Consider the following 14,438-nt stretch of genomic DNA (forward strand, 5'->3'; position numbering starts at 1 on the left):
TTTGCCCCCTGCTACAATTTGCAGGTTGAAGGAACGAAAACGTTCCTAAAACCAACTTTTATTTCATAAAACCTTTGTAATGACGTTTTACTAGCTGAGCTTCAAGTTGTTTCATTGTTTCCAGTGCAACACCGACAACAATTAGTAAACTTGTTCCACCGATTTGTGCAGATGCTGGAAGACCAGCAAAGTTAATGAACAAGATCGGCATAATGGATACTACAGCTAAGAAAATCGCGCCTACGAAAGTTAAACGATACAAAACACTCGTTAGATAGTCTTGTGTGTTCTTCCCTGGACGAATCCCTGGAATATAAGCACCTTGCTTCTTCAAGTTATCTGCAACGTTTTCAGGATTCACTTGTATAAACGCATAGAAATACGTAAATGCAATGATTAACGCAACATAGATGAGCATGCCCACCGGTTGAGAATAATCAAAAGTGTTCTGAATGAAATCCGTTACACTATTCTGTCCAAAGAAGGTAGAAAGCGTTTGTGGTGTAATGATAAACGCAACCGCAAAGATCACCGGAATAACCCCAGCAGCATTCACTTTTAACGGTAAGTGTGTTTGTTGACCACCAGTTTGACTGCGGCCCGCAACACGTTTTGCATATTGGATAGGAATTTTACGCAACGCTTGTTGAACATAAATTACTCCTACAGTAACAGCAATAATCGCTAAAACTAAAAGTGCCATGATCGCAATACGGATGAACAAATCATCACCAGCGCCATCAATTTGTTGTGCATAGATTTGGTTAGCAGCTCCAGGAATCGCAGCAACGATACCAGCAAAGATAATAATGGAAATACCATTACCAACACCTTTAGCAGTAATTTGCTCAGATAACCAAAGTAGGAACGCAGTTCCTCCTGTTAACACAATCGCAATCACAATATACGTTTGTATGCCATCGTCTTTAATTAAAGATCCGCCATACATGCGGTTAAATCCGTATGACATAGCAATCGCTTGAATGAACGCTAACACGATTGTGAAGTAACGTGTGAACTGCGCAAGTTTACGTCTTCCGACTTCACCTTGTTTCGCCCACTCCGTAAACTTCGGTACAACATCCATTTGTAACAACTGTACAATAATCGATGCTGTAATGTATGGCATAATCCCCATTGCTAAAATCGAGAAGTTAGCAAGGGCACCGCCACCAAATGTATTCAAGAAACCAATTAAACTAAATTGGTCTGTCGCTTGCAGAACTGCAGCGTCTACGTTTGGTACTGGAATGAAAGTTCCAATACGGAAAACGATTAACATTAGAAGTGTAAAAATGATTTTATTTCGTATATCTCTCACGCGCATAAAGTTGGAGATCGTTTGAAACATTATACCACCTCAGTTTGTCCGCCCGCTGTCTCGATTGCTTCTTTTGCTGAAGCAGAGAACTTGTGAGCTTTAACAGTAAGCTTTCTGTCAAGAGATCCGTTACCGAGAATCTTGATTCCAGCTTTTTCGCTGCTCACATAACCAGTTTCAAGAAGCAATGCAGGTGTTACCTCTGTACCTTCATCGAAACGGTTTAATGTATCAAGGTTCACAATAGCGTACTCTTTACGATTAATGTTCGTAAATCCACGTTTTGGTAAACGACGGAACAATGGGTTTTGACCGCCTTCAAATCCTGGACGAACACCTCCGCCAGAACGAGCGTTTTGACCTTTATGACCTTTACCTGCAGTTTTACCATTACCAGAACCAATCCCGCGACCTTTACGTTTACGTACTCCACGTGATCCTTCTGCTGGTTTTAACTCATGCAATTTCATAGGGTGACACCTCCTTATTCTTAAACTTCTTATAGTTCCTTAACAGAAACTAAATGAGCGACTTTTTTAACCATCCCACGGATAGCTGCATTGTCAGCGTGCTCAACTGTTTGATGCATTTTACGTAATCCAAGAGCTTCTACTGTTTTGCGTTGATCTGGTTTTGTACCGATAACGCTACGAGTGAGGGTAACTTCTAGTTTGTTTGACATGTCATTTCCCCCCTTAACCTAACAGTTCTTCTACTGTTTTACCGCGTAATTTAGCAACATCTTCTACACGTTTTAATTCTGTTAATCCTTGGATAGTTGCACGGACCATGTTAATTGGTGTGTTTGAACCAAGTGATTTAGAAAGAATATCTGTAATACCAGCAAGTTCTAATACCGCACGAACCGGGCCACCAGCAATTACACCAGTACCTGGAGCAGCAGGTTTAATTAGAATTTCACCAGCGCCAAAGTTACCGATGATTAAGTGTGGAGTAGTACCACGAACCATTGGCACTTCGATCAGGTTTTTCTTCGCATCTTCAACTGCTTTACGGATAGCATCTGGAACTTCTTGTGCTTTACCAGTACCAAATCCTACGTGGCCGTTTTTGTCACCAACAACAACCAATGCAGAGAAGCGGAAACGACGTCCACCTTTTACAACTTTAGCTACGCGGTTAATAGTAACAACGCGTTCTTCAAGTTCAAGTTTGTTTGGATCAATGTGACGCATGAAATGTGTCCCTCCTTCTTCTTAAAATTCTAAGCCATTTTCGCGAGCAGCTTCAGCTAAAGCTTTAACGCGTCCATGATATAAGTAACCGCCACGGTCGAATACAACAGATTTGATGTTTTTTTCCGTAGCACGTTTAGCGATTGATTCACCGATAGCTTTTGCAGACTCTACATTACCTTTACCATCGAAATCTTTTTCCATAGTAGAAGCACTTACAAGTGTTACACCAGCCACGTCATCGATTAATTGCGCATACAAGTGTTTGTTAGAACGGAATACGTTTAAACGTGGACGTTCAGCAGTACCCGTAATTTTAGAGCGTACACGAGCATGACGTTTTTTACGAACTTGATTTTTATCTTGTTTCGTAATCACAGAGGTCACTCCTTTCTAATGCTTAAGCAGCATTATTTACCTGTTTTACCTTCTTTACGACGAACAACTTCGCCTTCATAACGAATCCCTTTACCTTTATAAGGCTCAGGTGGACGTACTTGACGGATGTTTGATGCTAAAGCACCAACGCGTTCTTTGTTAATTCCTTTGATGCTGATCTTAGTGTTTGTAGGAACTTCTACAACTAAGCCATCTTCAGGAGTGAATTCAACTGGATGAGAGTAACCAACATTCAATACAAGTTTTTCTCCTTGTAGAGAAGCACGGTAACCTACACCAACTAATTCAAGATTACGTTCGAATCCTTTAGATACACCCTCAACCATGTTTGCAAGCAAAGCACGAGTTGTACCATGAATAGTACGGTGTTCTTTTGATTCAGAAGGACGTGTTAATGTAACAACGTTCCCTTCAAGCTCTATTTTAATATCTGCATTAAAAGTACGAGTAAGCTCGCCTTTTGGACCTTTTACAGTTACTTCGTTGTTTTTACCGATAGTAACAGTAACGTCTGCAGGAACCTCAATTGGTTTTTTACCTACACGAGACATTCTTTTGCACCTCCATTCGTTTGTTGCTTATTACCAAACGTACGCTACGATTTCTCCGCCAACTTGTTTAGCGCGAGCTTCTTTGTCAGTCAATAGACCATGAGAAGTTGAAACCAAAGCAATACCAAGACCATTTAATACTCTAGGCACCTCATCAGTTTTCGCATAAACGCGAAGACCTGGTTTTGAAATACGTTTAAGACCAGTAATAACGCGTTCGTTGTTTTGACCGTATTTTAAGAAAATGCGAATGATACCTTGTTTGCTATCTTCTACGTATTCTACGTCACGAACAAAACCTTCACGTTTAAGGATCTCAGCGATCTCTTTTTTCATGTTTGAAGCAGGTACTTCCAGTTTCTCGTGGCGAACCATGTTCGCGTTACGAATACGTGTAAGCATATCTGCAATCGGATCTGTCATTGTCATTACATTTACCTCCTTCCCAATTTAGGGGATTACCAGCTGGCTTTTTTAACGCCAGGAATTTGTCCCTTGTAAGCAAGTTCACGGAAACAAATACGGCAAAGTTTAAATTTACGTAAGACCGAATGCGGACGACCGCAACGTTCACAACGTGTGTAAGCTTGTACATTATGCTTTGGCGTGCGCTTTTGTTTAGCGATCATTGATTTTTTAGCCACGTTTACGCCTCCCTTATGTTTACTTTTGGAACGGCATTCCGAATTGTGTTAATAACTCACGAGCTTCTTCATCAGAGTTCGCAGTTGTTACAATTACGATGTCCATACCGCGTACTTTAGACACTTTATCGTAGTCGATTTCAGGGAAAATCAATTGCTCTTTAACACCTAATGTGTAGTTACCGCGACCGTCGAATGCTTTTTTAGAAACACCACGGAAGTCACGAACACGTGGAAGTGAGATAGCGATTAATTTGTCCAGGAAATCATACATACGCTCGCCGCGTAATGTTACTTTCGCGCCGATTGGCATACCCTCACGAAGACGGAAACCAGCGATAGATTTCTTAGCTTTAGTTACAACAGGTTTTTGACCTGTAATAGTAGTTAATTCTTCAACAGCTGCATCAAGTGCTTTTGTGTTTTGAACAGCGTCACCAACACCCATGTTGATAACGATTTTGTCTACTTTAGGCACTTGCATAACTGATTTATATTCAAACTTGCTCATTAGAGCAGGAGAAACTTCCTTAAGAAACTTTTCTTTTAGGCGGTTCATGTGTGTACCTCCCTTCTTCTTTTACTTATTTGTCGATTGATTCGCCTGATTTTTTAGCAATGCGAATTTTCTTACCATCTTCCACTTTGTAACCTACGCGAGTCGGCTCGCCAGATTTAGGGTCGATTAGCATTACGTTTGAAACGTGAATTGAAGCTTCTTGATTCACAATTCCACCTTGCGGGTTTGCCTGGTTAGGTTTCATATGTTTTTTCACGATGTTAAGACCTTCAACTAAAACGCGGTCTTTTTTCGGGAAAGAAGCAATGATAGTACCAGTTTTACCTTTCTCTTTACCAGAGATCACCATAACTTTGTCGCCTTTTTTAACGTGCATTCTATCGCACCTCCTTGATTGGCACTTTCATGTATATTAAAGAACTTCCGGAGCTAAAGATACGATTTTCATGAAGCTGTTGTCACGTAATTCACGTGCTACAGGTCCGAAAATACGAGTTCCGCGCGGGCCTTTATCGTCTTTGATAATAACGCAAGCATTTTCATCAAATTTGATATAAGTACCGTCTTTACGGCGTACACCGCTTTTAGTGCGAACGATAACAGCTTTAACGACGTCACCCTTCTTGACAACGCCACCTGGTGTTGCTTTCTTAACTGTACACACGACGATATCGCCGATGTTAGCAGTTTTACGACCAGAACCACCAAGCACTTTAATTGTTAAAACTTCACGTGCACCTGAGTTGTCAGCAACTTTCATACGACTCTCTTGTTGGATCACTTAGGTAACCTCCTCTCGGAATTTGGTGTATTCCGAACTTTATTTAGATAACTACCGCTTTTTCTACAACTTCCACTAGACGGAAACGTTTTGTAGCTGACAGCGGGCGAGTTTCCATGATACGAACTACGTCGCCTAATTTAGCTTCGTTTAATTCATCATGAGCCTTGAACTTTTTCGAGTATTTAACACGTTTGCCGTAAAGCTTGTGTTTTTTGTATGTTTCAATCATTACAGTAATCGTTTTGTCCATTTTGTCTGAAACAACACGGCCTGTATATACTTTACGTTGATTACGCTCAGTCATGCCTGAAAACCTCCTTTATCAGTTATTTGCACTGATTTCTCTTTCACGAATCACAGTTTTCATACGCGCGATACCTTTGCGTACTTCACGAATACGAGCTGTGTTCTCTAATTGACCAGTCGCCAATTGGAAGCGAAGGTTGAAAAGCTCTTCTTTCAGTGATTTCACTTTTTGTTCGATTTCTGCAGTGGTAAGGTCACGGAGTTCATTAGCTTTCATTAGATTCACCACCAATTTCTTCACGTTTTACAATTTTGCATTTCACAGGAAGTTTATGTGATGCAAGTCGAAGTGCTTCACGTGCGATCTCTTCAGATACACCAGCAATTTCAAACATGATCTTTCCTGGTTTAACTACTGCAACCCAACCTTCAGGAGCACCTTTACCAGAACCCATTCGTACTTCAAGAGGCTTTTTAGTATAAGGCTTGTGCGGGAAAATCTTAATCCATACTTTACCGCCACGTTTCATGTAACGTGTCATTGCAATACGTGCAGATTCAATCTGACGGTTAGTGATCCAGCTAGCTTCAACAGCTTGTAATCCGAATTCACCGAATGTTACTTCTTTACCGCCTTTTGCTTCCCCACGCATTTTTCCGCGATGTTCGCGACGATATTTAACGCGTTTAGGCATTAACATATTATTTGCCTCCTTCCCCAGAGTTCTTCTTAACTGGAAGGACTTCACCGCGATAGATCCATACTTTAACACCAAGCTTACCATAAGTAGTGTCTGCTTCTGCATGAGCATAATCAATGTCAGCGCGAAGCGTATGAAGCGGAACAGTTCCTTCACTGTAATGTTCAGCACGAGCGATATCAGCGCCACCTAGACGACCTGATACTTGTGTTTTGATACCTTTCGCTCCAGAACGCATAGTGCGTTGGATCGACTGCTTTTGAGCACGACGGAAAGATACGCGGTTTTCTAATTGACGTGCGATGTTTTCAGCAACTAGCTTAGCATCTAAGTCTGCACGTTTGATTTCAACGATGTTGATGTGAACACGCTTGCCAGTAGTAGTGTTAAGGTTCTTACGAAGTGCTTCCACTTCAGTACCACCTTTACCAATTACCATACCTGGTTTCGCAGTGTGAATTGTAATGTTTACACGGTTTGCAGCACGCTCGATTTCAACTTTAGAAACAGATGCGTCTTTCAAACGAGTTTCGATATAGCTACGAATTCTTAAGTCTTCGTGAAGTAGAGTTGCATAGTCTTTTTCAGCATACCATTTTGACTCCCAGTCACGAATAATACCGATTCGTAATCCTATTGGATGTACTTTTTGACCCACGAATTATCCCTCCTTCTTCTCAGATACCACGATAGTGATGTGGCTAGTGCGTTTGTTAATCGCGCTTGCACGTCCCATCGCACGTGGACGGAAACGTTTCAATGTTGGACCTTCATCAACAAATACTTCTGAAATAATTAAATTATTTACGTCTAAATCATAGTTGTGCTCAGCGTTTGCAACGGCTGATTTTAACACTTTTTCAACGACAGGAGATGCCGATCTTGGAGTGTGGTTTAAAATCGCAACTGCTTCACCGATTTGCTTACCTCTTATTAAATCAACGACTAATCGTACTTTACGAGGGGCAATACGCACTGTTCTAGCAATAGCTTTAGCTTGCATCAGGATAACCTCCTCTCAAATTAGCGTCTTGTTTTCTTATCGTCAGCACCATGGCCTTTATACGCACGAGTTGGTGCGAATTCGCCTAATTTGTGCCCTACCATATCTTCAGTCACATATACTGGAACGTGTTTACGTCCGTCATATACTGCGATTGTTAATCCGATAAAAGTCGGGAAAATTGTAGAACGGCGAGACCAAGTTTTGATCACTTGTTTTTTCTCAGAATCCTTTTGTGCATCGACCTTCTTCATAAGATGGTCATCTACAAATGGTCCTTTTTTCAAGCTACGACCCATTTTGGAACCTCCCTCAGAGATCTCACTACGGCTCTTTTGTCGAACCGCAGAAGAATCACATTATTTTTTACGACGACGAATGATAAATTTGTCGGACTTGTTTTTCTTTTTACGAGTCTTATAACCAAGAGTTGGTTTACCCCATGGAGTCATTGGTGATTTACGTCCGATTGGAGAACGTCCTTCACCACCACCGTGTGGGTGATCGTTCGGGTTCATTACAGATCCACGTACAGTTGGGCGCTTACCTAACCAACGGTTACGACCTGCTTTACCGATGTTAATTAATTCGTGTTGTTCGTTACCTACTTGACCGATAGTTGCACGGCATGTACCCAAGATCATGCGAACTTCACCAGATTGCAAACGGATAATTACGTACTTATCTTCTTTACCAAGTACTTGCGCAGAAGTACCAGCAGAACGTACTAATTGTCCACCTTTACCAGGCTTCATTTCGATGTTATGGATAGTAGTACCCATTGGAATGTTTTGTAGTGGAAGTGCGTTACCTGGCTTGATATCAGCTTCTGGACCTGACAAAATTGTCATTCCTACTTCTAAGCCTTTAGCAGCTAGGATGTAACGTTTTTCACCATCTACGTAGTTAATCAATGCGATATTCGCAGAGCGGTTTGGATCATACTCAATAGTAGCAACGCGTCCTGGAATGCCATCTTTATTTCGTTTGAAATCGATGACACGGTATTGACGCTTATGGCCGCCACCATGATGACGAACAGTTAACTTACCTTGGTTATTACGGCCACCTTTACGTTTGACAGGCTCAAGCAATGATTTCTCAGGCTTGTTTGTCGTGATTTCAGCGAAATCAGAAGCTGTCATGTTACGTCGACCATTGGAGGTAGGTTTGTACTTTTTAATCGCCATGTTTATTCCCTCCTTCTTGTTTGTTGAATTCTATAATCTTTTAAGATTAAGATTCGAAAATTTCGATGTCTTTGCTATCAGCAGTCAACTTAACAATTGCTTTACGGCGTTTGTTAGTGTATCCACCAAATTTACCTACGCGTTTGAATTTACCTTTGTAGTTCATGATGTTAACTTTCTCAACATCAACGCCAAAGATTTCTTCGATTGCGTGTTTAACTTGAGTTTTGTTGGCGCGAGTGTCCACTAAGAAAGTGTACTTTTTCTCTTCCATAATTTCTGAAGAACGCTCGGTAATGACCGGACGTTTAATAATATCACGTGCTTCCATTATCCAAGCACCTCCTCTACTTTTTCTACAGCTGCTTTAGTAATGACAATTTTGTCATGACCTAGCAAATCAAGAACGTTAATGCCTGTTGCTGATACAACTGTAACTCCTGGGATGTTACGAGCAGATAATGCTACGTTTTCATCAAGTTCAGCAGTAACGAACAAAGCTTTTTTCTCGATTGAAAGGTCTTTCAACACTTTCAAGAAATCTTTAGTTTTTGGTGCGTTCAACACTAAGCCTTCAAGAACTACGAAGTTCTCTTCTAACACTTTCGCAGAAAGAGCAGAACGAAGAGCTAAGCGACGTACTTTTTTCGGTAGTTTGTAGCTGTAGCTACGTGGAACTGGTCCGAAAACAACACCACCACCGCGCCATTGTGGAGAACGAATCGACCCTTGACGAGCACGACCTGTTCCTTTTTGTTTCCAAGGCTTACGGCCACCACCAGCAACTTCTGAGCGGTTTTTAACTTTATGATTACCTTGACGTAATGAAGCGCGTTGAGCGATTACTGCGTCAAATAATACAGAACCATTTGGTTCGATTCCGAAGATCGAATCGTTCAATTCGATTTCACCAACCGATTTACCAGTTTGATTAAGTAAAGATACCTTTGGCATTCCTGTTTCCTCCTTTCTTTAATTATTAGTTCGCTTTAATAGCAGTTTTAACAACTACTAGTGCTTTACGTGAACCAGGAACATTACCTTTAACTAGTAGCAAGTTACGATCTTCGTCAACTTTTACAATTTGTAAATTTTGAATCGTTACCATTGTGCCACCCATTTGACCAGGTAATTTCTTTTGTTTGAATACGCGGTTCGGAGCAACTGGCCCCATTGAACCCGGACGACGGTGATAGCGAGATCCGTGAGCCATAGGTCCTCGAGATTGTCCGTGGCGTTTAATAACACCTTGGAAACCTTTACCTTTTGTCACACCAGATACATCAATTACATCGCCTTCTGCGAAAATTCCAACCTTGACTTCTTGACCAACTTCGTAATCGGCTAAGTTCATGTCGCGGAATTCGCGGATGAAGCGCTTAGGAGCAGTGTTTGCTTTAGCTACGTGTCCTTTAGCAGGTTTGTTTGAAAGCTTTTCACGCTTATCATCAAAACCTAATTGGATTGCTTCGTAACCATCCGTTTCAACTGATTTCTTTTGAAGTACTACGTTTGGAGCAGCTTCAATTACAGTTACCGGGATTAAATCACCGTTCTCAGCGAAAACTTGCGTCATACCGATTTTTCTACCTAAGATTCCTTTGGTCATCCGTCACACCTCCTACAATATTTGTTTTTTTCTATTTGTTATTTACCATTAAAGTTTGATTTCAATATCAACGCCAGATGGTAAGTCAAGCTTCATTAACGCATCAACAGTTTGTGGTGTTGGGTTAACGATATCGATCAGACGCTTATGCGTACGCATTTCGAATTGCTCACGAGAATCTTTGTACTTGTGAACAGCACGAAGAATTGTATACACAGACTTCTCAGTTGGAAGTGGAATCGGACCTGATACACTTGCACCTGAACGTTTAGCTGTCTCGACAATTTTCTCAGCAGACTGATCAAGAATTCGATGATCATACGCTTTTAAACGGATACGAATTTTTTGTTTTGCCATTATTTTCCCTCCTTTTCGCCTATTTACTAGACATTCTCCACGAAAATTTTTCAACAACCCGCCATGGCAAAGCGGCCGGGTGTGTCGATAACCTCTCGTTTCATAGCAGTCAAAGACCAACATTCAACATTATACAGAATAAAAAAGAATTCCGCAAGTGCTTTGACGAAATTCTTTCTGAATGCTTTTTTATTGTAAATTGATTTTAATTTAAAGGCAATAGTTCTACTAATAGTCCGAACATTAAGTTCTTATTAGAAACGTGATCCAGATGAATTAATGCGCTGACTTATTCAATCCAGACCACTTGACTTACCAATACAACCTCACTCAGCTTTCATTCTCATCAAGAACTTATACTCAAGAATTTGATTGTGTTTTATAAAACCATTACAGCTATCCAACCAAAGACAAGCAATGGAATATTGTAATGAATAAAAGTCGGAACACATGTATCCCAAATGTGATTATGTTGTCCGTCAACATTTAATCCAGCGGTAGGTCCTAGCGTACTATCTGACGCAGGTGAACCAGCATCTCCAAGTGCTCCTGCTGTTCCGATAAGGGCAATGATTGCTAACACACTAAAATCAAATTCAACCGCTAGCGGAACAAAGATTGCAGCAATAATTGGAATCGTTGCGAAAGAAGATCCGATACCCATAGTAACAACCAAACCGATTAACAACATCAACATTGCTGCAAGTGATTGATTTCCTTCTAATATAGAAGAAACACTTCCAACCAAGGATTCAATATCTCCTGTTGTTTGAATAACTGAAGCGAAACCATTAGCTGCAATCATGACAAAACCAATGAATGCCATCATACGCATTCCTTCTATTAACACTTCATCAGCTTCTTTTACTTTTAAAGCTCCGGAAATATATAAAGTCGCAATACCTGCCAATGCGCCAATAATCATTGACTCCGTTACAATCTGCGCAGTCAACGCTGCAACTAAAGCAATTACCGTGAAAACTACGTCTTTTTTATTCACATTTACTACAAGTGTTTCTTTTACATCCATATCTCGATCATATTCTCTTGGTTTGCGATATGAAATGAAAATTGCTATAAGTAATCCAACAATCAATCCTGCCGTTGGAATCAACATCGCATACGGTATATCTTTCATATCGATTACTAATCCTGCAGCTTCCATTTGATTCGCAATGATTTCATGAAAGATAAAACCGAATCCATATGGCAATAAAATATATGGAGCCGTTAATCCAAATGTTAATACTGTCGCAATTAATCTTCTATCAATTTTTAAAAGATTCATTACATGTAAAATTGGTGGAATTAGTAATGGGATAAATGCAATATGAATCGGAATCAAATTTTGTGAGAAGACAGCCATTAAGAGCAAAGCTAATATAATAAAAGTTTTAGCTAATGCCGTTCTATCTTTCTCTCCATCTTTTTTAATCAATTTTAGAATCGTAGCTACAAGAAGTTCAGGAATCCCCGTTCTAGAAATAGCTACTGCAAAACCACCTAGCAATGCATAGCTTAGGGCTATTGATGCCCCTCCCCCTAATCCATCAGTGAAGGCCGTGATCGTATCGCTTAATGAAAGACCTCCTATTAAACCACCAGCAAGGGCTCCTACAAGTAAAGACAAAACAACATTAACTCGCAGCAAGCTCAGAACGAGCATAACTACTACTGCTATAATTACTGCATTCATATAATTTAACTCCTTAATATTACTTTAGTATAGTAGAGTGCTAATTCAACAAAGTAAATATTATCAAATTGTGTGTAGAAAGTCAACAATTTGAGTTGAATAGGAGAATGAACAGTTAATAGGAGCTTTAGTATGAAGTTCTTATCAGTCAAATTGAATCTAGCTTAAGAGTTTATCGTTCAACTTGCTCTAAATATCGAGATATATCAAATTCTCCAGTCTCACGCCTTAGCTAACTAGATGAGCAATTCATTCTACACCATCCAACAGAAAAGAGACATAGAGCCAGCACCGAAATAGCACCAATTTGAATGGTTTTGATTTTCGCTTCGCTACTGTTTAAGAGAAGTGTGTTTCATTTAGGAGGTTACTTAGTAAGTGAGACGATTTTTAAAGGGGTAATTCGTTTTAAACTATTTATCAATCAAAATGGAGAGTTTATCAATCAAATTACACATTTATCAATCAATCTGACGATTTATCAATCAAACTCAGCCTATTATCACTCAAACACGTTTCACGAACTAGTTAACTTAATGATCCATACCATCTACACCCCCCAACAGAAAAGAGACAAAGAGCCACTGGCGAAATGGCTCCCATTTAAATGTTCGATTTTCGCTTCGCTACTGTTTTAAAGAAGAGCGTTTCAATGAAGAGTTTACTTAGTTAATGAGACGATTTTTAAAGGGACAATTCGTTTTAGAATATTTATCAATCAAAATGGAGAATTTATCAATCAAATTAGAGATTTATCAATCAAACTGACGATTTATCAATCAAACTCAGCCTTTTATCAAACAAACACGTTTCACAACCTAGTTAACTAGGTGAGCCATCATCTACATTTCTCACGAGCAATAAAATGAAATGAAGTTTAAACATAAAAAAAGACATAGCTTACACCAAAAATGGTGCAAGCTATGTCTTTCCTCGTTTATCTTGAGTTCCCTCAACTATAACAAACAAAAAACCTTGCCAGCGTCCCGGCAAGGTTTTAAAAGTTTTAATTATTTAGTGATAGTAGCAACTACGCCAGCACCAACAGTTCGTCCACCCTCACGGATAGAGAACTTAGTACCTTCTTCAAGCGCGATTGGAGCGATAAGAGCAACAGTCATTTCGATGTTGTCCCCAGGCATAACCATTTCAACGCCATCAGGTAAGTTACAAACACCAGTTACGTCAGTTGTACGGAAGTAGAACTGAGGACGGTAGTTTGTGAAGAATGGAGTATGACGTCCACCCTCTTCTTTAGAAAGAACATAAACTTCTGCTTTGAATTCAGTATGCGGAGTGATTGTACCTGGTTTAGCAAGTACTTGACCACGTTGGATATCTTCACGTGAAACACCACGTAATAGAGCTCCAATGTTGTCACCAGCTTCTGCATAGTCAAGAAGTTTACGGAACATTTCAACGCCAGTTACAGTAGTTGATTTCGGCTCTTCAACGATACCGATGATGTCTACTACGTCTCCAACTTTAACTTGTCCACGCTCAACACGACCAGTAGCAACTGTACCACGACCAGTGATTGAGAATACATCCTCAACAGGCATCATGAATGGTTTGTCAGTTTGACGTTCTGGAGTTGGGATATAAGAATCAACAGCGTCCATTAATTCAACAACTTTTTCTTCCCAAGCTTCTTCGCCTTCTAAAGCTTTAAGAGCTGAACCTTTGATAACTGGAATGTCATCACCAGGGAAGTCATATTCAGATAATAGGTCACGAATTTCCATTTCTACTAATTCAAGTAGCTCTTCGTCGTCAACCATATCACATTTGTTCATGAATACTACTAAGTAAGGTACACCAACTTGACGTGAAAGAAGGATGTGCTCACGAGTTTGTGGCATTGGGCCGTCAGCAGCAGATACTACTAAGATTCCGCCGTCCATTTGTGCAGCACCAGTGATCATGTTTTTAACATAATCGGCATGTCCTGGGCAGTCAACGTGTGCATAGTGACGAGTTGCAGTTTCATACTCAACGTGAGAAGTGTTGATAGTGATTCCGCGCTCTTTTTCTTCAGGAGCGTTATCGATTTGTGCATAGCTCATTGCAGTACCACCAGAGCGTTTTGCAAGAACTGTTGCGATTGCAGCAGTTAAAGTAGTTTTACCATGGTCAACGTGACCGATTGTTCCTACGTTTGCGTGTGTTTTAGAACGATCAAATTTAGCTTTTGCCATTAGAGAAATCCTCCTCAAAATTA

Annotated in this window: 24 protein-coding genes; all 24 read right to left on the reverse strand. The window is 40.2% G+C overall.

What is annotated here, in order from left to right:
• Nucleotides 1-58: 58 nt before the first annotated feature.
• On the reverse strand, nucleotides 59-1,351 hold the full coding sequence (secY, locus tag ACHUE4_RS14275) for a preprotein translocase subunit SecY (RefSeq protein WP_394191200.1): 1,293 nt from the start codon (nucleotides 1,349-1,351) through the stop codon (nucleotides 59-61).
• Nucleotides 1,351-1,791, reverse strand: coding sequence for a 50S ribosomal protein L15 (rplO, locus tag ACHUE4_RS14280; RefSeq protein ID WP_394191202.1), 441 nt, complete (start codon nucleotides 1,789-1,791; stop codon nucleotides 1,351-1,353). Before rplO ends, secY begins: the two co-directional genes overlap by 1 nt.
• 29 nt (nucleotides 1,792-1,820) lie before the next feature.
• Complete coding sequence (gene rpmD, locus ACHUE4_RS14285) at nucleotides 1,821-2,003, reverse strand: 50S ribosomal protein L30 (protein ID WP_394191204.1); 183 nt, start codon at nucleotides 2,001-2,003, stop codon at nucleotides 1,821-1,823.
• A gap of 13 nt (nucleotides 2,004-2,016) precedes the next feature.
• A complete protein-coding gene (gene rpsE / locus ACHUE4_RS14290; protein WP_394191206.1) occupies nucleotides 2,017-2,517 on the reverse strand; it encodes a 30S ribosomal protein S5 in 501 nt (166 codons plus the stop codon).
• 21 nt (nucleotides 2,518-2,538) lie between these two features.
• Nucleotides 2,539-2,895, reverse strand: a complete 357-nt coding sequence (gene rplR / locus ACHUE4_RS14295) for a 50S ribosomal protein L18 (RefSeq protein WP_394191208.1) — start codon at nucleotides 2,893-2,895, stop codon at nucleotides 2,539-2,541.
• 32 nt (nucleotides 2,896-2,927) lie between these two features.
• Nucleotides 2,928-3,467: a 50S ribosomal protein L6 gene (gene rplF, locus ACHUE4_RS14300; RefSeq protein ID WP_394191210.1), complete on the reverse strand. Its 540-nt coding sequence runs from the start codon at nucleotides 3,465-3,467 to the stop codon at nucleotides 2,928-2,930.
• Between the two features lie 30 nt (nucleotides 3,468-3,497).
• Nucleotides 3,498-3,896, reverse strand: a complete 399-nt coding sequence (gene rpsH, locus ACHUE4_RS14305; protein WP_394191212.1) for a 30S ribosomal protein S8 — start codon at nucleotides 3,894-3,896, stop codon at nucleotides 3,498-3,500.
• Nucleotides 3,897-3,925: 29 nt separating this feature from the next.
• Complete coding sequence (locus ACHUE4_RS14310) at nucleotides 3,926-4,111, reverse strand: type Z 30S ribosomal protein S14 (protein WP_016429895.1); 186 nt, start codon at nucleotides 4,109-4,111, stop codon at nucleotides 3,926-3,928.
• A gap of 19 nt (nucleotides 4,112-4,130) precedes the next feature.
• On the reverse strand, nucleotides 4,131-4,670 hold the full coding sequence (rplE, locus tag ACHUE4_RS14315; protein ID WP_394191215.1) for a 50S ribosomal protein L5: 540 nt from the start codon (nucleotides 4,668-4,670) through the stop codon (nucleotides 4,131-4,133).
• A gap of 25 nt (nucleotides 4,671-4,695) precedes the next feature.
• Entirely contained in the window at nucleotides 4,696-5,007 is a 312-nt protein-coding gene (rplX, locus tag ACHUE4_RS14320) for a 50S ribosomal protein L24 (RefSeq protein ID WP_394191217.1), read from the reverse strand.
• Between the two features lie 36 nt (nucleotides 5,008-5,043).
• Nucleotides 5,044-5,412, reverse strand: coding sequence for a 50S ribosomal protein L14 (rplN, locus tag ACHUE4_RS14325; protein WP_394191219.1), 369 nt, complete (start codon nucleotides 5,410-5,412; stop codon nucleotides 5,044-5,046).
• A 43-nt stretch (nucleotides 5,413-5,455) separates the two neighbouring features.
• Nucleotides 5,456-5,719 carry a 30S ribosomal protein S17 gene (gene rpsQ, locus ACHUE4_RS14330; RefSeq protein WP_394191221.1) on the reverse strand — a complete coding sequence of 88 codons (264 nt, stop codon included), beginning with the start codon at nucleotides 5,717-5,719 and terminating at the stop codon, nucleotides 5,456-5,458.
• An 18-nt stretch (nucleotides 5,720-5,737) separates the two neighbouring features.
• Nucleotides 5,738-5,938 carry a 50S ribosomal protein L29 gene (gene rpmC, locus ACHUE4_RS14335; RefSeq protein WP_394191223.1) on the reverse strand — a complete coding sequence of 67 codons (201 nt, stop codon included), beginning with the start codon at nucleotides 5,936-5,938 and terminating at the stop codon, nucleotides 5,738-5,740.
• On the reverse strand, nucleotides 5,928-6,362 hold the full coding sequence (gene rplP / locus ACHUE4_RS14340; protein ID WP_394191225.1) for a 50S ribosomal protein L16: 435 nt from the start codon (nucleotides 6,360-6,362) through the stop codon (nucleotides 5,928-5,930). Before rplP ends, rpmC begins: the two co-directional genes overlap by 11 nt.
• A gap of 1 nt (nucleotide 6,363) precedes the next feature.
• On the reverse strand, nucleotides 6,364-7,020 hold the full coding sequence (rpsC, locus tag ACHUE4_RS14345; RefSeq protein ID WP_394191227.1) for a 30S ribosomal protein S3: 657 nt from the start codon (nucleotides 7,018-7,020) through the stop codon (nucleotides 6,364-6,366).
• Between the two features lie 3 nt (nucleotides 7,021-7,023).
• A complete protein-coding gene (gene rplV, locus ACHUE4_RS14350) occupies nucleotides 7,024-7,365 on the reverse strand; it encodes a 50S ribosomal protein L22 (RefSeq protein ID WP_394191229.1) in 342 nt (113 codons plus the stop codon).
• A 20-nt stretch (nucleotides 7,366-7,385) separates the two neighbouring features.
• A complete protein-coding gene (gene rpsS, locus ACHUE4_RS14355; RefSeq protein WP_394191231.1) occupies nucleotides 7,386-7,664 on the reverse strand; it encodes a 30S ribosomal protein S19 in 279 nt (92 codons plus the stop codon).
• A 60-nt stretch (nucleotides 7,665-7,724) separates the two neighbouring features.
• Nucleotides 7,725-8,555: a 50S ribosomal protein L2 gene (gene rplB, locus ACHUE4_RS14360; protein ID WP_394191233.1), complete on the reverse strand. Its 831-nt coding sequence runs from the start codon at nucleotides 8,553-8,555 to the stop codon at nucleotides 7,725-7,727.
• A gap of 46 nt (nucleotides 8,556-8,601) precedes the next feature.
• The gene (rplW, locus tag ACHUE4_RS14365) at nucleotides 8,602-8,886 is read right to left on the reverse strand and encodes a 50S ribosomal protein L23 (protein ID WP_394191235.1); all 285 of its coding nucleotides are present in this window, start codon (nucleotides 8,884-8,886) and stop codon (nucleotides 8,602-8,604) included.
• Nucleotides 8,886-9,509 (reverse strand): 50S ribosomal protein L4, encoded by a 624-nt coding sequence (gene rplD / locus ACHUE4_RS14370; RefSeq protein ID WP_394191237.1) that lies wholly within the window; start codon nucleotides 9,507-9,509, stop codon nucleotides 8,886-8,888. Before rplD ends, rplW begins: the two co-directional genes overlap by 1 nt.
• A 25-nt stretch (nucleotides 9,510-9,534) precedes the next feature.
• Nucleotides 9,535-10,164 carry a 50S ribosomal protein L3 gene (rplC, locus tag ACHUE4_RS14375; protein ID WP_394191239.1) on the reverse strand — a complete coding sequence of 210 codons (630 nt, stop codon included), beginning with the start codon at nucleotides 10,162-10,164 and terminating at the stop codon, nucleotides 9,535-9,537.
• Nucleotides 10,165-10,212: 48 nt separating this feature from the next.
• Complete coding sequence (gene rpsJ, locus ACHUE4_RS14380) at nucleotides 10,213-10,521, reverse strand: 30S ribosomal protein S10 (protein WP_004233624.1); 309 nt, start codon at nucleotides 10,519-10,521, stop codon at nucleotides 10,213-10,215.
• 379 nt (nucleotides 10,522-10,900) lie between these two features.
• A complete protein-coding gene (locus ACHUE4_RS14385; protein WP_394191241.1) occupies nucleotides 10,901-12,217 on the reverse strand; it encodes a Na+/H+ antiporter family protein in 1,317 nt (438 codons plus the stop codon).
• A gap of 1,010 nt (nucleotides 12,218-13,227) precedes the next feature.
• A complete protein-coding gene (gene tuf / locus ACHUE4_RS14390) occupies nucleotides 13,228-14,415 on the reverse strand; it encodes an elongation factor Tu (RefSeq protein WP_394191243.1) in 1,188 nt (395 codons plus the stop codon).
• Between the last annotated feature and the right edge of the window lie 23 nt (nucleotides 14,416-14,438).

The organism is Paenisporosarcina quisquiliarum, assembly GCF_043641925.1.
In the GTDB taxonomy this organism is placed as follows: domain Bacteria; phylum Bacillota; class Bacilli; order Bacillales_A; family Planococcaceae; genus Paenisporosarcina; species Paenisporosarcina quisquiliarum_A.

What these genes read in the sequence shown, in the direction of transcription:
- secY (WP_394191200.1), bottom strand. Translation starts at nt 1,351, where the DNA reads ATGTTTCAAACGATCTCCAACTTTATGCGCGTGAGAGATATACGAAAT.
- rplO (WP_394191202.1), bottom strand. Translation starts at nt 1,791, where the DNA reads ATGAAATTGCATGAGTTAAAACCAGCAGAAGGATCACGTGGAGTACGT.
- rpmD (WP_394191204.1), bottom strand. Translation starts at nt 2,003, where the DNA reads ATGTCAAACAAACTAGAAGTTACCCTCACTCGTAGCGTTATCGGTACA.
- rpsE (WP_394191206.1), bottom strand. Translation starts at nt 2,517, where the DNA reads ATGCGTCACATTGATCCAAACAAACTTGAACTTGAAGAACGCGTTGTT.
- rplF (WP_394191210.1), bottom strand. Translation starts at nt 3,467, where the DNA reads ATGTCTCGTGTAGGTAAAAAACCAATTGAGGTTCCTGCAGACGTTACT.
- rpsH (WP_394191212.1), bottom strand. Translation starts at nt 3,896, where the DNA reads ATGACAATGACAGATCCGATTGCAGATATGCTTACACGTATTCGTAAC.
- rplE (WP_394191215.1), bottom strand. Translation starts at nt 4,670, where the DNA reads ATGAACCGCCTAAAAGAAAAGTTTCTTAAGGAAGTTTCTCCTGCTCTA.
- rplX (WP_394191217.1), bottom strand. Translation starts at nt 5,007, where the DNA reads ATGCACGTTAAAAAAGGCGACAAAGTTATGGTGATCTCTGGTAAAGAG.
- rpsQ (WP_394191221.1), bottom strand. Translation starts at nt 5,719, where the DNA reads ATGACTGAGCGTAATCAACGTAAAGTATATACAGGCCGTGTTGTTTCA.
- rpmC (WP_394191223.1), bottom strand. Translation starts at nt 5,938, where the DNA reads ATGAAAGCTAATGAACTCCGTGACCTTACCACTGCAGAAATCGAACAA.
- rplP (WP_394191225.1), bottom strand. Translation starts at nt 6,362, where the DNA reads ATGTTAATGCCTAAACGCGTTAAATATCGTCGCGAACATCGCGGAAAA.
- rplV (WP_394191229.1), bottom strand. Translation starts at nt 7,365, where the DNA reads ATGCAAGCTAAAGCTATTGCTAGAACAGTGCGTATTGCCCCTCGTAAA.
- rpsS (WP_394191231.1), bottom strand. Translation starts at nt 7,664, where the DNA reads ATGGGTCGTAGCTTGAAAAAAGGACCATTTGTAGATGACCATCTTATG.
- rplB (WP_394191233.1), bottom strand. Translation starts at nt 8,555, where the DNA reads ATGGCGATTAAAAAGTACAAACCTACCTCCAATGGTCGACGTAACATG.
- rplW (WP_394191235.1), bottom strand. Translation starts at nt 8,886, where the DNA reads ATGGAAGCACGTGATATTATTAAACGTCCGGTCATTACCGAGCGTTCT.
- rplD (WP_394191237.1), bottom strand. Translation starts at nt 9,509, where the DNA reads ATGCCAAAGGTATCTTTACTTAATCAAACTGGTAAATCGGTTGGTGAA.
- rplC (WP_394191239.1), bottom strand. Translation starts at nt 10,164, where the DNA reads ATGACCAAAGGAATCTTAGGTAGAAAAATCGGTATGACGCAAGTTTTC.
- rpsJ (WP_004233624.1), bottom strand. Translation starts at nt 10,521, where the DNA reads ATGGCAAAACAAAAAATTCGTATCCGTTTAAAAGCGTATGATCATCGA.
- ACHUE4_RS14385 (WP_394191241.1), bottom strand. Translation starts at nt 12,217, where the DNA reads ATGAATGCAGTAATTATAGCAGTAGTAGTTATGCTCGTTCTGAGCTTG.
- tuf (WP_394191243.1), bottom strand. Translation starts at nt 14,415, where the DNA reads ATGGCAAAAGCTAAATTTGATCGTTCTAAAACACACGCAAACGTAGGA.